Source organism: Mesorhizobium sp. WSM4887 (assembly GCF_029625865.1).
GTDB lineage: Bacteria > Pseudomonadota > Alphaproteobacteria > Rhizobiales > Rhizobiaceae > Mesorhizobium.
Genome location: NZ_JARTVP010000001.1, coordinates 903,050 through 917,748 on the forward strand (window position 1 = coordinate 903,050; position 14,699 = coordinate 917,748).

At 63.4% G+C, this 14,699-nt stretch carries 13 protein-coding genes and 2 pseudogenes; 4 read left to right on the forward strand and 11 right to left on the reverse strand.

Features of this window, described 5'->3' with window-relative positions; translation table 11 throughout:
* Positions 1 to 9 precede the first annotated feature (9 nt).
* The 4 genes from P9230_RS04355 to P9230_RS04370 form a co-directional block, all read right to left on the reverse strand.
* Positions 10 to 387, reverse strand: coding sequence for a hypothetical protein (locus P9230_RS04355; RefSeq protein WP_278117566.1), 378 nt, complete (start codon positions 385 to 387; stop codon positions 10 to 12).
* Between the two features lie 2 nt (positions 388 to 389).
* Entirely contained in the window at positions 390 to 1,841 is a 1,452-nt protein-coding gene (gene hydA / locus P9230_RS04360; RefSeq protein WP_278053203.1) for a dihydropyrimidinase, read from the reverse strand.
* Positions 1,842 to 1,905: 64 nt separating this feature from the next.
* Positions 1,906 to 3,156, reverse strand: a complete 1,251-nt coding sequence (locus P9230_RS04365) for a Zn-dependent hydrolase (RefSeq protein ID WP_278117568.1) — start codon at positions 3,154 to 3,156, stop codon at positions 1,906 to 1,908.
* A 71-nt stretch (positions 3,157 to 3,227) separates the two neighbouring features.
* Positions 3,228 to 4,556 carry an aspartate aminotransferase family protein gene (locus P9230_RS04370; protein ID WP_067328959.1) on the reverse strand — a complete coding sequence of 443 codons (1,329 nt, stop codon included), beginning with the start codon at positions 4,554 to 4,556 and terminating at the stop codon, positions 3,228 to 3,230.
* 254 nt (positions 4,557 to 4,810) lie between these two features.
* Here P9230_RS04370 and P9230_RS04375 point away from each other — a divergent pair, with 254 nt between their 5' ends.
* The gene (locus P9230_RS04375; protein ID WP_095812645.1) at positions 4,811 to 5,440 is read left to right on the forward strand and encodes a TetR family transcriptional regulator C-terminal domain-containing protein; all 630 of its coding nucleotides are present in this window, start codon (positions 4,811 to 4,813) and stop codon (positions 5,438 to 5,440) included.
* A gap of 12 nt (positions 5,441 to 5,452) precedes the next feature.
* Here P9230_RS04375 and P9230_RS04380 read toward each other — a convergent pair whose 3' ends face one another.
* Positions 5,453 to 6,325, reverse strand: a complete 873-nt coding sequence (locus P9230_RS04380) for a helix-turn-helix transcriptional regulator (RefSeq protein WP_127324035.1) — start codon at positions 6,323 to 6,325, stop codon at positions 5,453 to 5,455.
* A gap of 102 nt (positions 6,326 to 6,427) precedes the next feature.
* On the opposite strand from P9230_RS04380, the pseudogene P9230_RS04385 reads away from it, so the two are divergent.
* Positions 6,428 to 7,269: pseudogene (locus P9230_RS04385) on the forward strand (SDR family NAD(P)-dependent oxidoreductase).
* The gene (locus tag P9230_RS04390; RefSeq protein ID WP_278117570.1) at positions 7,266 to 7,982 is read left to right on the forward strand and encodes an SDR family oxidoreductase; all 717 of its coding nucleotides are present in this window, start codon (positions 7,266 to 7,268) and stop codon (positions 7,980 to 7,982) included. The pseudogene P9230_RS04385 and the gene P9230_RS04390 overlap by 4 nt, the downstream one beginning before the upstream one ends.
* A 5-nt stretch (positions 7,983 to 7,987) precedes the next feature.
* Here P9230_RS04390 and P9230_RS04395 read toward each other — a convergent pair whose 3' ends face one another.
* The 6 genes and pseudogenes from P9230_RS04395 to P9230_RS04420 all read right to left on the reverse strand — a co-directional run bounded on the left by P9230_RS04395 (position 7,988) and on the right by P9230_RS04420 (position 13,633).
* A complete protein-coding gene (locus tag P9230_RS04395; protein ID WP_197507519.1) occupies positions 7,988 to 8,806 on the reverse strand; it encodes a DUF3592 domain-containing protein in 819 nt (272 codons plus the stop codon).
* A gap of 210 nt (positions 8,807 to 9,016) precedes the next feature.
* On the reverse strand, positions 9,017 to 9,475 hold the full coding sequence (locus P9230_RS04400) for a carboxymuconolactone decarboxylase family protein (protein ID WP_278117573.1): 459 nt from the start codon (positions 9,473 to 9,475) through the stop codon (positions 9,017 to 9,019).
* A gap of 11 nt (positions 9,476 to 9,486) precedes the next feature.
* Positions 9,487 to 10,005 (reverse strand): Rrf2 family transcriptional regulator, encoded by a 519-nt coding sequence (locus P9230_RS04405; RefSeq protein ID WP_278118333.1) that lies wholly within the window; start codon positions 10,003 to 10,005, stop codon positions 9,487 to 9,489.
* Positions 10,006 to 10,115: 110 nt separating this feature from the next.
* On the reverse strand, positions 10,116 to 11,429 hold the full coding sequence (gene preA, locus P9230_RS04410; protein ID WP_067329150.1) for an NAD-dependent dihydropyrimidine dehydrogenase subunit PreA: 1,314 nt from the start codon (positions 11,427 to 11,429) through the stop codon (positions 10,116 to 10,118).
* Between the two features lie 2 nt (positions 11,430 to 11,431).
* On the reverse strand, positions 11,432 to 12,796 hold the full coding sequence (locus P9230_RS04415; protein WP_067328948.1) for an NAD(P)-dependent oxidoreductase: 1,365 nt from the start codon (positions 12,794 to 12,796) through the stop codon (positions 11,432 to 11,434).
* Between the two features lie 111 nt (positions 12,797 to 12,907).
* Positions 12,908 to 13,633 (reverse strand): annotated as a pseudogene (locus P9230_RS04420) (gamma-glutamylcyclotransferase).
* Positions 13,634 to 13,912: 279 nt separating this feature from the next.
* Here P9230_RS04420 and P9230_RS04425 point away from each other — a divergent pair.
* Positions 13,913 to 14,689 (forward strand): VOC family protein, encoded by a 777-nt coding sequence (locus P9230_RS04425; RefSeq protein WP_127215517.1) that lies wholly within the window; start codon positions 13,913 to 13,915, stop codon positions 14,687 to 14,689.
* The last annotated feature ends 10 nt before the right edge of the window (positions 14,690 to 14,699 follow it).

The following is a 14,699-nucleotide window of genomic DNA, read 5'->3' on the forward strand; positions in this document are numbered from 1 at the left end:
GGACCGCCGTCATTTGCACCGGGAGACTTCTCCCATCGCGTTGCCGTCCTTGTCGGCGATCACCAGTCTCTTGGCGTTCTTGGCGCTGCGCTTGATGATGAACTGGGCCGGCGTCTGCCCCTCCTCGCCTTCCGCCTCGCACTGCGCCGTCACCATGAGGGAGCCATCCGACTGGGGTCTCTTGTCGGTGAAGGTGCAGGCGCTGGCGACCGTGACGAACGCCTCGCTGGTCAACAGCAGCATGTCCTCGGCATAGACCTCCTGGCCGTTCTTGTTGATGCAGCCGGATTTATTGCCCCAGGGCTTGGAGAGATCGATGCTGGCGGCGAAAGCTTGGCCGGCGGCCAGCAGCACGGCTGCCACGACGAGAAGGTGAGTTGCGCGCACGCTCAAACTCCGGTCGCCGGAATGCCCGTGCGCTCCACCTTGCGCGGTGCGCTGATCTCCTTCCAGGTCGAAAGCGCGCGGTTGACAGCGGCGTTCGGTTCGCGCGCCACGAACTCCCCGTGCCCGACCTTGGCCTTGACGTCCGCTTCTTCGATCGACAGTTCGCCGCGGGAAAAGACGAAGCGCGGCAGCCCCGTCACCTCGAAGCCCTCAAAGACGTTGTAGTCGATCACCGACTGCTGGTTCCTGGCCGTGATCGTCTTGTTGCGCTTCGGGTCCCAGACGACGATGTCGGCATCGGCGCCTTCGACGATCGCGCCCTTCTTCGGATACATGTTGAGGATCTTGGCGATGTTGGTCGAGGTCACCGCGACGAACTCGTTCATCGTCAGCCGGCCGGTGTTGACGCCGCTGGTCCAAAGCACGGGCAAACGATCCTCGAGGCCGCCGGTGCCGTTCGGGATCTTGGTGAAGTCGCCGACGCCGTTGCGCTTCTGCTTGGTGGTGAAGGAGCAGTGGTCTGTCGCCACCACCTGCAGCGATCCGGCCTGCAGGCCCGCCCACAGCGAATCCTGGTGCCACTTGCTGCGGAAAGGCGGGCTCATCACGCGCCGCGCCGCATGGTCCCAGTCCTTGTTGAAATATTCGCTCTCGTCGAGCGTCAGGTGCTGGATCAGCGGCTCGCCATAGACGCGCATGCCCTTCTGGCGTGCCCGGCGGATGGCTTCATGGCTCTGCTCGCAGGAGACGTGCACGACATAGAGCGGCACGCCCGCCATGTCGGCTATCATGATGGCGCGGTTTGTCGCCTCGCCTTCCACTTCGGGCGGACGCGAATAGGCATGCCCCTCGGGGCCGTTATTGCCGGCGGCAAGCAGCTTCTGCGAGAGTGCCGCGACCACGTCGCCATTTTCGGCATGGACCAGCGGCAGCGCGCCGAGATCGGCGCAGCGCTGGAACGAGGAATACATCTCGTCGTCGTCGACCATCAGCGCGCCCTTGTAGGCCATGAAGTGCTTGAACGAGGTGATGCCCCTGTCGACGACGGTCGCCATCTCGTCGAAGACCTGCTTGCCCCACCAGGTGATCGCCATGTGGAAGGAATAGTCGCAGGCAGCTTTCGAGGTCTTGTTGTCCCACATCTGCAGCGCCTCCAGCAGCGACTGCTGCGGCGCCGGCAGGCAGAAATCGACGACCATGGTCGTGCCGCCCGAAAGCGCCGCGCGCGTGCCGGATTCGAAATCGTCGGCCGAATAGGTGCCCATGAAGGGCATTTCGAGATGGGTGTGCGGATCGATGCCGCCCGGCATGACATAGCAGCCGGTGGCGTCGAACTCGTGATCGCCATGCAGGTTCGAGCCGATGGCGATGATCTTGCCGTGCTGCATCAGCACGTCGGCTTTCCACGTGCGGTCGGCGGTGACGATGGTGCCGTTCTTGATGACTTTGGTCATAGCTGTTCCCCTGATCTTTTCACGCTTCTTTGCGAGCGGCTTTTTCGAGGTGATTTCTATTCGGTCATTCGACGATTCCCGCCGTCTCGACCACCGCGTGGAACAGCACATCGGCGCCTGCCGCCGCCCATTCCTTGGAGATGTCCTCGGCCTCGTTGTGGCTGAGCCCGCCGACACAGGGACACATGACCATGGTCGCCGGCGCGACCTTGGCCGCCCAGCAGGCGTCGTGGCCGGCGCCGGAGATGATGTTCATATGGCTGTAGCCCAGCTTCTCGGCGGCGGTGCGGACACGGCCGACCAGCGTCGGATCGAAGGTCACCGGATCGAAATGGCCGACCGCCTCGACGGCGCATTTCACGCCGAGCGGCTCGCAGATCTTCGGCGCCTCCTTCTCGATGCGCGCGCGCATGCCGTCGAGCTTCGCCTTATCGGGCGAGCGGATATCGACAGTGAAGATCACCGTGCCCGGCAAAACGTTGCGGGAGTTGGGCGAGAACTTCACCTGGCCTACACCGCCGACAGCGCCAGGCTGGTTCTCCATCGCGACCGTCTGCACCATCTCCATGATGCGCGCCATGGCCAACCCCGCATTGACGCGCATGTTCATCGGGGTCGAGCCGGTATGCGCCTCCCTGCCGGTCAGCGTGAATTCCAGCCACCACAGGCCCTGGCAGTGGGTCACCACGCCGATCTGCCTGTTCTCGGCCTCGAGGATGGGCCCCTGCTCGATATGGTACTCGAAATAGGCGTGCATCTTACGCGCGCCGACCGTCTCGTCGCCGACCCAACCGATCCGCTTCAGCTCGTCGCCGAAGCTCAGGCCGTCGAGATCCTTGCGGGCATAGGCATAGTCCTGCGTGTGAACGCCTGCGAACACGCCGGAGGCGAGCATGGCCGGCGCGAAACGGGCTCCCTCCTCGTTCGTCCAGTTGGTGACGACGATCGGATGTTTGGTTTTGATGCCGAGATCGTTGAGCGAGCGCACGACCTCGAGGCCAGAGAGCACGCCGAGCACGCCGTCATATTTGCCGCCGGTGGGCTGTGTATCGAGATGGGAACCGACATAGATCGGCAGCGCGTCCGGATCGGTGCCGGACCGCGTCATGAACATGGTGCCCATCTGGTCCACGCCCATCGTGAGCCCGGCCTCGTCGCACCAAGACTTGAACAGTTCGCGGCCTTGCTTGTCGGAATCGGTCAGCGTCTGGCGATTGTTGCCCCCGGCGATGCCGGGGCCGATCTTCGCCATCTCCATGATGGAATCCCACAAACGGTCTGAATTGATTCGCAGATTCTCGCCGGGGGCGGCCATTCAAAGTGTCCTCTCATTTCAGGTCTCCGGTCGGGCGGCGGTTCCCGTCGCCGCCCGAGCGGTTTGAGCAGTTAGTCTATCGAGCGCAGAACATCGCGAACATGGTCGATCAGTTCGTTGATCTGACCCTTGGTGATGATCAGCGGCGGCGACAGCGCGATGATGTCGCCGGTTGTGCGGATCAGCGCGCCGCGTTCGAACGCTTTGACAAAGGCCGAGAAGGCCCGCTTGGTCGGGCTACCGGCGATCGGCGCCAGCTCGATCGCGCCGATCAGGCCGATATTGCGGATGTCGATGACATGCGGCTCGCCCTTCAACGAATGCAGCGCGTCTTCCCAGTAAGGCGCCAGCTCCTCGCCGCGGGTTAGCAGGCCTTCTTCCTTGTAAGTGTCCAAAGTGCCGAGAGCCGCGGCGCAGGCGATCGGATTGCCCGAATAGGTGTAGCCGTGGAAGAACTCGATCATGTGCTCCGGGCCGTTCATGAAGGCGTCGTGGATTTCCTTCTTCACGAAAACCGCGCCCATCGGGATGACGCCGTTGGAGACGCCCTTGGCCGTCGTCATGATATCCGGCGTGACGCCGAAATAATCGGCGGCGAATGGCGCGCCAAGACGGCCGAAGCCGGTGATCACTTCATCGAAGATCAACAATATGCCGTGCTTGGTGCAGATTTCTCGAAGCTTCTGCAGGTAGCCTTTCGGCGGCAGGATGACGCCGGTCGAGCCTGCGACCGGCTCGACGATGACCGCCGCGATGGTCGAGGCGTCATGCAGGGTGACGAGACGCTCCAGCTCGTTCGCCAATTCGGCGCCGTGCTCAGGCACGCCCTTCGAGAAGGCATTCTTCTCCGGCAGATGGGTGTGCGGCAGATGGTCGACGCCGCCGAGCAGCGTGCCGAACATCTTGCGGTTGGCGACGATCCCGCCGACCGAAATGCCGCCGAAATTGACGCCGTGATAGCCGCGCTCGCGGCCGATCAGCCGGGTGCGCGAGCCCTCGCCTCGGACACGGTGATAGGCGATCGCCATCTTCAACGCGGTCTCGACCGACTCCGAACCGGAATTGGTGAAGAACACATGGTCCATGCCCTTCGGCGCGATATCGACCAGGCGGTTCGCCAGTTCGAAGACGATCGGGTGGCCCATCTGGAAGGCCGGCGCATAGTCGAGTTCGGCGGCCTGCTGCTGAATGGCCTCGGTGATCTTCGGCCGGCAGTGGCCGGCGTTGACGCACCAGAGGCCTGCAGTGCCGTCGAGCACCTTGCGGCCATCGCTCGTCGTGTAGTGCATGTCCTTGGCGGACACGAACATGCGCGGCGCCTGCTTGAACTGCCGGTTTGCCGTGAACGGCATCCAGAATGCGCTGAGATCGTTCGGCGTGACTTTCAGCCGGTTGGACATGACCAAGATTTCCCCTTGTAACCTGTTTCTGTGCGCTAACGCTTGGTCTTCCCAAGGCTTGGTCTTCGTTGCGTTTTCGTGCTACGCAAAATTTTGACCGGTTGGACAAACGTTAGCACCGCCCTGTCGGCGGTCAAGGGACTACTAACGGAAATGCGGCATCGAAAGCGCGCTCCACGGCTCGGAGAAAAACTGGTCCAGAGAATTGGTCCAGAGTGCCCACACGGCAGCAGCCGGCAAGGATGACGGACAGGATGGAAGGCTCAGCTCCACGCCGCACCCGCATCCAGCAGGAAAAGCGCGAGCTCATCCTGGAAGCCGCGCTGGAAGTCTTCTCCGCCAACGGTTTTCGCGGCTCGACCATCGACCAGATTGCCGAAGCCGCCGGCATGTCGAAGCCGAACCTTCTCTATTACTTCCGCCGCAAGGAGGACATTCACGAGACATTGATGCAGCGGCTGCTGGACACCTGGCTGGCGCCGCTCCGCGAGCTTGACGATATCGGCGATCCGATGACCGAGCTCAGAAGCTACATCCGCCGCAAGCTCGAAATGGCGCGCGATTTTCCACGCGAAAGCCGGCTCTTCGCCAACGAGATCCTGCAGGGCGCGCCGCGCATCATGCCGATGCTGGAGGGCGAGCTGAAAACGCTGGTCGAGGAGAAGGCCGCCGTCATCAAGGGCTGGATGCGCGCCGGCAAGATCGCCCGCACTGACCCCTGGCATCTGATCTTCTCGATCTGGGCGACGACGCAGCATTACGCCGATTTCGACGTCCAGGTGCGCGCCGTGCTCGGCCCCGACCGCGGCGGCGACGGCCGCTTCGAGGATGCTGCCCGGTTCCTGGAGCAACTGTTCCTCGATGGGCTGAAGCCGAAAGCTTAGGTCGGGCGAAGATCAGGCGCTGCGCCGCTCGGGGGGCTTCTCTTCCAGCAGCTTCTTGAGCTTGGCGATCGTATTCTGCTCGGGCAACGGCGTGTAGACGATCAGCCGCATGTCTGAGCCGTCGTCGATCGACAGGCTCATATGCTCGAAAGCCATCGGGCCGGCTGTGGGATGGCGGACATGTTTCACGCCCGTCAGCCTTCTCGCCACGTCCCGCCGCGGCCACCAATCACGGAACTCCGGGCTTGAGCGCATCATCAGCGCGATCAGCCGCTCGAAATCCGGATCGCCGACATATTTGGCGCTCTCCGCGCGAAACGAAGCGAGCACCATGCGGGCAAGCGCGTCCCAGTCGACCAGCAGCCGGCGGTGCTGCGGGCTTGTGAACACCAGATGGACGATGTTGCGGGCATCGCCCTCCAGCAGGCCATAGTCGCCGAACAAGGCGACCGCCGCCGGATTCCAGGCGAGCACATCCCAACGCCGGCCAACCACATAAGCCGGCTGCAGGACGAGGCTCCCCAGCATGTGCAGCAGTGTGGCGTCGACCTTTTCAGACGTCGCCGTGCGCTGCTCCGGCTGCTGGCGGCCGGCAAGGATGAACAGATGCCGCTTCTCGACGGCGTCCAGGCGCAGCGCCTCGCAGAGCGCGGTCAGCACCTCGACCGAGGGCCGCACGTCCCGCCCCTGCTCCAGCCAGGTGTACCAGGTGGTACCGACGCCGGCGATCATCGCCACTTCCTCGCGCCTCAGCCCGGGCGTACGCCGCCTGGCGCCGCTCGCAATCCCAATGTCGGCAGGCGAGAGCCGCTCCCGGCGCGAGCGCAGGAAAGCGCCGAGCTCGCGGCGGCGGCTGTCGTCAGGGGAATGGGGCACGGCATCCATGCAGCTATTATAGCAGTATCGATACCAGGATAAAATTTGAACTGTTTGGCCTGCGCGCCGCGCCCCATCTTGCGTTCAGAGCAGCATAAGGAGGCTCTGAACATGGAACTTAAGAATAAGACCGTTCTCGTCACCGGCTCGACCGACGGGGTTGGCCGCGTGGTCGCTGAAAGGCTCGGCGCTGCCGGCGCTCGCGTGCTGGTACATGGCCGCGACCAAACTCCAAGGCGACAGTCGCTACCATCGAAGCCGAGGGCGGCAACGCCGAATTTCTGCTTGCGGATCTTTCGTCGCTCGCCGAAGTGCGCCGCCTTGCCGGCGCCGTGCGGGCAGGAACCGACCGGCTCGACATATTGATCAGCAATGCCGGCGTCGGCACGGGCGGCGAAGGCGCAAAAAGGCAAGTGAGCGCCGACGGCTACGAAATGCGCTTCGCCGTAAACTATCTCGCAGGCTTCCTGCTGTCGTCGGAGCTTTTGCCCTTGCTGAAGGCAAGCGCGCCGGCGCGCATCGTCAATGTCGCCTCCGCCGGCCAGCAGGCGATCGATTTCGACGATATCAATCTGGCCCGCGGCTATAGCGGCGTGCGCGCCTATTGCCAGAGCAAGCTGGCGCAGATCTTGTTCACCATCGATCTGGCCGAGCAGCTCGAAGGCAGCGGCGTCACCGTCAATGCACTCCATCCGGCAAGCTACATGGATACCACCATGGTCCGGCAGGCCGGCATCACACCGTGGAGCTCGGTCGAGACCGGCGCCGACGCGATCCTCAACTTGGCAATATCTCCGGCGCTCGAAGGGCGCAGCGGCCTCTATTTCGATGGCCAGCGGGAAGCGCGCGCCGATGCCCAGGCCTATGACGAAAAAGCCCGCAGCCGGTTGCGGGCGCTCAGCCTCGAACTGACCGGACAATCTTCCGCGACATCCAAGGAACAGCATTCATGAGCATCGAACATTGCGTCATCATCGGCGGCTCGTCTGGCATTGGCCTTGCCACAGCCAAACGGCTGCTCAGCCCCGCGATGAAGGTGACGATCACCGGCCGCAGCGAGGACAAGCTGAACAACGCCTGGAAGAGCCTCGGCGGCACCGTCGGCAAGGCCGCTTTCGACGCGACCAAGCCGGACGCGGTCCGGCACTTCTTCGATGGTCTCGGCCCATTCGATCATCTCGTTCTCGCCGCAAGCGGCGGCAAGGGCCTTGGGCCGTTCGCGACCCTCGACCTTGCCGACATCGGCGGCGGCGTCGACGAGAAGATCAAGCCGCAGCTAGGCTGCTTGCAAGCGGCCCTGCCGACCTTGAACAAAGCCGGATCGGTCACTTTCATTTCGGCCGTCTCGGCGCAGATCGCAGCACTCGGCATTGCCGGCATCGGCGCCATCAACGGCATGCTTTTGACCGTAGTCCCGATCCTGGCCGTTGAACTGAAGCCGCTGCGCGTCAACGTCGTGGCCCCCGGCGTCATCGATACGCCCTGGTGGGATTTTCTATCGGGCGAAGAGCGGCAGGCGGTCTTTGCCGAGTACGCCGGAAAGACGGCGGTCGGCCGTATCGGCCGCGCCGAGGACGTCGCCGACGCGATCGCCTTCCTGGTGTCCAACGGTTTCATGACCGGCCAGGTGCTGACCTGCGACGGCGGCCTGCGCTTCGCCGCCTGAATAGATCAATTGGAAATGAGGCCGGGCAGGAAGGCCAGCACCATCAGCCCGGCGACGACCGCATACCAGACAACCAGGTGGACTGCCTTCATCAGCGGGCGGCCCACTTCCCGCGCCCGCTTCGGGTGGAGAGGGTCATAAATCACTTCGACCGCTGCGCCGACGTTCCCGGTCGTTCTGTTGACCGGCAGGTGCGAGTAGAAACGCCAGGTCTTGCCCAGTCGGTCGGCGAATTCGATGATCGGCGTGTCCGGCCCGTCGCTCGACTTGTCGATGCCGATCACCTTGCCGGTGGCAAAGGCGCCGCGTCGCCTGAGCATGATGTCGCCATAGGTCTGTATGGCGACGACCGCCAGGAAGAAGACGCCGCACAGAAAGCACCATATCTGAATGTCGCTCGGATGCTGGCCGAAGGCTCCCGCGACTGCACGGAACGGAGCCAGCGCCTGGTGAAAGGCATCCGAAACGCGTGCCCAGAATGCAGTCCAGCTCTGCTCCATGAACGCTCCGACGGGCGAACCTGTTTTTTGCCAATACAGGACAATCGCGACAAACCGATTAACGCGGCGCCATCGATTGCGCGGAATCCGAGTGCGGTTGTCAGGCATAGTGCGCGACCCGCGCCAGGAACCCGCGGCCAGGGCGACATTGCCGACGAAGCCGTTGATGCGTGAGGCGCGATCCGGACCCTGATGTCCAGAAATGGTGAAACATCGGCCGTCGCGACGATCAGGAACAGGATCAGGCTTGCCGCCGCCAGCGCGGTGAACAAGACGCCGATCACCTGCCGTCCGGCGCGACCTGCAGGACATGCCCAGCCACAATGCCGGCCCTGCCTGGCACGCCGCGTGCCGCCATCATCGGGATGAATAGGTCTTGTGCTGGACGTTGCGCAGGCCGGCAATGACGAAGGCGTCGCCGAGCAGCAGGCGTGCGGCAAACAGAATCTCGTTCTGAAAATTCTCAAACATGTCATTGATCTCACAAATGAAAGCCGCGCGGCACCGTCTTCGGATCCGCGCGGCTTTGGATGGTCAGGCAGCCTTGGCGGCTGGCGTCGGATGGATGGCTTGGAACGAAACGCAGAGCCGGTTCCACGTGTTGATCATGCCGATCACTACTGTCAGCTTGACCAGCTCTTCCTCGGAGAACTGCTCCAGCGTCCTGGCGTAGAGATCGTCCGGAACGCCGTTGTCGGAGATGTTCGTCACCTTCTCGGTCCAGGCGAGCGCGGCGCGCTCGCGCTCGGAAAACAGCGGCGACTCCTTCCAGGCGGCGACCAAATAAAGCCGCTGCTCCGTTTCGCCATCTCGCCTTGCCTCGCGGCTGTGCATCTCGACACAATAGGAACAGCCATTGATCTGCGAAGCCCTGAGCTTGACCAGGTGCATCAGGCTTTCTTCCAGCCCGCACTCCTCGACGGCCTTGTTGAGCGCCATCACCGCCTTCATGATTTCAGGCGCCTTGGCGAAGAACTGCAGCCTCTGTTTCATTCTCTTACCTTTCACGCTTTGCTTGGTTGTTTAACTTTCTGCGCCCGCTGATGGCGTTCGACGAAGGCGCAGCTTGCGGCGACGGTGCGGGGATCGGCGTCGTTCATGAAATCGGCGACGATGTCGGAGAGCTTTGCATCGGCAAGCGCGGCGCGATAAGCGCGCTCGGCCCTCAGCATCGCGGCATTGATGCCGCACGGTTTGACATAGGCCGACGCGTCGAGCTTGACCGGGCCGCGCTGGCGGATCTCGCCGCAGCGGAAGGCAGGCTCCCTGCCCTCGACCGCAAGCACGATGTCGAGCAGCGTGATCCGCTCGGCCGGCCGCGCCAGCCTGTAGCCGCCTGCCGGCCCCGGCACGGATTCCAGGATGCGCGCCGTTGTCAGCTGATTGAGATGCTTCAAGAGATAGCTCGGCGACAGGCCGAACGCCTCGGCCATGGCCGCGCCCGACATGGTGCTGTTGCCGTCGACGCCGGCAAGCACAGCGGCGCAGTGGATCGCCGCTTCGACGCCCTCTCCCAGCTTCACGATCTTTGGCTCCAATTCATGGATAGTACCTATCATGGATAATTCTTATCTGCAATATAGGTAACGAAAAACGGCACCCGAAGGCGCCGCATTTCTTTCAAAAGTGTTCCCTACTCCGCGGCCACCTTGGCCATCGGATTGTTCGGATGCGTCGTCCAGTTGGCGTAGACCGGCGACACCGGTATGCCCGTGCGCTGATCCAGCACGCCGGCGGCCAGCGGTTCCATGGTGATGCAGCCCTCGACCGGGCAGACATTGACGCAAAGATTGCACCCGACGCATTCGGCCTCGATCACCTCGAAATGCCTGACGCCGTCGACCATGCTGGTGATCGCCTGATGCGAGGTGTCCTCGCAGGCGATGTGGCAGCGCCCGCATTTGATGCACGCGTCCTGGTCGATATGCGCCTTAGCGACATAGTTGAGGTTGAGATACTGCCAGTCCGTGACATTGGGTGTGGCGCGGCCGATGATGTCGGACAGCGAGGCGTGGCCCTTCTCGTCCATCCAGTTCTCCAGCCCCGCGATCATCTCCTGCACGATTTTGAAGCCGTATGTCATTGCCGCGGTGCAGACCTGCACGTTGCCGGCGCCGAGTGCCATGAATTCGGCAGCATCCCGCCAGGTTGTGATGCCGCCGATGCCCGAAATTGGCAGGCCGTGCGTTTCCGGATCGCGCGCGATCTCGGCCACCATGTTCATCGCGATCGGCTTCACCGCCGGGCCGCAATAGCCGCCATGCGAGCCCTTGCCATCGATGGTCGGCTGCGGCGCGAAACTGTCGAGGTCAACCCCGGTGATCGAGTTGATGGTGTTGATCAGCGACACCGCGTCGGTGCCGCCGGCTTTGGCGGCGCGCGCCGGCTTGCGGATGTCGGTGATGTTCGGCGTCAGCTTGGTGATGACCGGCATGCGCGTGTACTGCTTGCACCAGCGCACCACCATCTCGATATATTCCGGCACCTGGCCCACCGCCGAGCCCATGCCGCGTTCGCTCATGCCGTGCGGGCAGCCGAAATTGAGCTCGATGCCGTCGGCGCCGGTCTCCTCGACCAGCGGCAGGATCGCCTTCCAGCTTTCCTCCTCGCAAGGCACCATGATCGAGGCGACCAGCGCCCGATCCGGCCAGTTCATCTTCACCTGCTTCATCTCGCGCAGATTGGTCTGCAGGTCGCGGTCGGTGATCAGCTCGATATTGTTCAGGCCGAGCAGCCGGCGGTCGGCGCCCCAGATCGCGCCGTAGCGCGGGCCGTTGACGTTGACGACCGGCGGGCCCTCTTCGCCAAGCGTCTTCCAGACCACGCCGCCCCAGCCGGCTTTGAAGGCGCGTTCGACATTATAGGCCTTGTCGGTCGGCGGCGCCGAAGCCAGCCAGAACGGATTTGGCGACTTGATGCCGACGAAGGTGTTGCGGATGTCTGCCATGCTCATGCCCTCCCGTTAGAGGTCAGTGCCCGGTGGATGGATTCGGCGGCGTCGCGGCCTTGCGCCACGGCCGAGACCGTCAGGTCGTCGCCGCCGAAGATGCAGTCGCCGCCCGCCCAGACTTTCGCCAGCGAGGTGCGGCCCTCGGCATCGACCCTGATGCGGCCGCCATCGAGCTCGATGGAGGCAACGCTGCCGTTGAGATGAGCCGGCACAAAGCTCTGGCCAATCGCCTTGAACACCTGGTCGGCGTTGAGCCTCAGCATTTCGCCGGTACCGGCGAGCTTGTCGCCATTCATGGCTGTGTATTCGAGCTCGATCGCCGACACTTTGCCGTTCTCGGCGATGACGCGCTTCGGCTGCAGCCAGTGGCGGATCGTGACGCCGTTCGCGGCGGCCAGATCCTGCTCGAAGCCGGAGGCATTCATATGCTCCTGGCCGCGCCGGTAGCAGATCGTCACCTCCTCGGCGCCGAGCAGCTTCGACTGCACCGCGGCGTCGATCGCCGTCATGCCGCCGCCGATGACGACGACGCGGCGGCCGACCGGCAGGCTGGAAAGGTCGCTTGCCTGCCTGAGTTCGGCGATGAACTCGACCGCGTTGGCGACGCCATCCGTATCCTCGCCTTCGGCGCGCAGCGCATTGACGCCGCCGAGCCCGAGGCCAAGGAACACCGCATCGTAGTTGCGGATCAGGTCGGAAAGCTGGAAGTCCCGTCCGAGCGCTTTGCCGTTCTGGATGTCGATGCCGCCGATCGCGGTGACGTAGTCGACCTCGGCCTGAGCGAAATCGTCGACGCTCTTGTAAGCCGCGATGCCGTATTCATTGAGGCCGCCAGCCTTCGGCCGCGCTTCGAGGATCGTCACATCGTGGCCGTGGCGGGCCAAGCGATGGGCCGCCGCCAAGCCCGCTGGCCCGGCGCCGACCACGGCGACCGTTTTTCCGGTCGGTTCGGCGCGCTTGTAGAACTGCTTGCCCTCATCCATCGCGACGTCGGTCGCATAGCGCTGCAGGCGGCCGATCTGCACCGGCTTGCCCTCCGCCACCTCGCGCACGCAGACCTCTTCGCACAGCGTCTCCGTTGGGCAGACGCGGGCGCACATGCCGCCAAGAATGTTCTGGTCGAAGATGGTCTTGGCCGAGCCCAGCGGATTGCCGGTCGCGATCTGCCGGATGAACATCGGGATATCGATCGAGGTCGGGCATGCATTCATGCACGGCGCATCGTAGCAGAAATAGCAGCGATCGGACTCGACCAGCGCCTCGTGATGATCGAGCGGCGGGTGCAGGTCGGAAAAATTATCGGCATACTGCTCGGCAGACAGCCGGCCGCCGGCTATGCCTTCGATGAAATGACCAGTCGCCATTCCAGTTCCCCTTGTTTGTTTTGAGGAAGGCTAGCACGTTTTATTTTTTTATCAATTGGTCAATTTTCGGCCAAGCTGCTGTATTGCTTGGACAAAACATGATAGTTGTAGTCATATTATCGCCACGCCAATGTCTGTCGGTTCAGCGCTTTCAATCCTGGAGGGATGGATCGACCTGATCTCGTCTGCCACGAGTTCCTGCAGGCGCCACAGATTGCGGTCATGGATGCCGAATGTTTCGAGGTGGCTGACGGTGTAGTAAAGATATTCGGCGCCGGAACCTACATGGCCGCATGCGTGTGCCAGTGTCTTCGCCACCCTTTCGAGCGGCTGCCTGAGCGACGTGCCCCTACCCGTCACCCCGATCCAGAAGCCCAGCGCTTCGCAGCGATCCTTGCGCCGTGCGTACCGGAACCCACCGGACCGAGCTGACGCTTTCATGATCGTCGATTTCTCGCCGCAGCAATCTCTCGATCTGGGCGGGCTTCTCGCCGTCCGGCAGACGATAGATGACGCCGTCACAAAGCCGCCGCGCTCGAGCATCATCAACCCCGGCTGCGCGGCGCTGCCTCGCCAGCGCACCATGTCGAGGCAGAAGGAGCGATGCCAGCCATAGGCGGAGGCGCGGCGTTGCTCGATGGATTCCAACGCCGGCTTCCAGATCAGCGAGCCATAAGCGAACACCCGGAGCGGCCCCTCGTCGGCCTCGTCTGACAGGCGCGAGGCGAGCGCGCGGAAATCGTCGTCGTTAAGCTGGGTCCGGTCCCCGCTCGGACCAGGGTCGAGCTCCTCGCGATGGCACAAAGCCACTCTCGGGCGTAAGCGACATTCACGCATGGAAGACAGCCCCTCGTTGCCCGCAGCAAAGGCTAAAACCCCGGGCCATGCAAGATCACGGTTCCTATGGCGCTTCGCGCAGAACGGATAGGCCGACGCGCTTCAAGCTCCGATTTTGATGCGTGTCGGCCGCCCAAAACCGCTGCGCATTTTTGAGTGACATGCATGAGCGCCTTGCCGTTCTCGATTTCTGGTCCAGATGTCGGATTTCTGTCGCCGAGATCGTCCTACGATGGATCGGAACCGCGATCGCTGCCTGAACCGGTGAGGAGACCGACCATGCCGAATGCCGCAAAACCCTTCTTCTGGTACGAACTGATGACCACCGACCTCGACGCCGCCGAGGCTTTCTATACTGCTGTCGTCGGCTGGCGGGCCGAGCCCTTCGACAAGGCGTCGGGCATGCCGCGCTATATCGTGGTGAATTCCAGCCTGCGCGGCGTCGGCGGATTGATGACGATGCCGGAGGATGCCGCCAAGATGGGCATGCCGCCGGCCTGGCTCGGTTACATCTACACCAAGGACGTCGATGCCTCGACGAAGGCGCTCAAGGACGCTGGCGGTGCCGTTCATCGCGCGCCGGATGATATTCCCGGCGTCGGTCGCTTCGCCGTCGTCGCCGACCCGCAGGGCGCGACCTTCATGTTCCTGCAGCCCAACCAGCCCGAGCAGCCGCCGGTACCCGCTACCACGCCCGGCCATGTTGGCTGGCACGAGCTCTACACCTCGGACTGGAAAGCCGCTTTCGACTTCTATTCCAGCCAGTTCGGCTGGGAGAGCGCCGGTCAGTTCGACATGGGCGAGATGGGCCTCTACCAGACCTTCGGCGCCGGGCCCGAATCCGGCGGCGGCATGATGAACAAGCCGCCGCAGATCCCGGTCCCGGTCTGGCAGTTCTATTTCAACGTCGACGCGATCGACGCCGCCGCCAAGCGTGTCACCGACAATGGCGGCAAGGTATTGATGGGGCCGATGGAGGTGCCGAGCGCGCAGTGGATCATCCAATGCCAGGACCCGCAGGGCGCGCATTTCGCGCTGCTGGCGCCTGGGCGGTAGAAACTGCCGC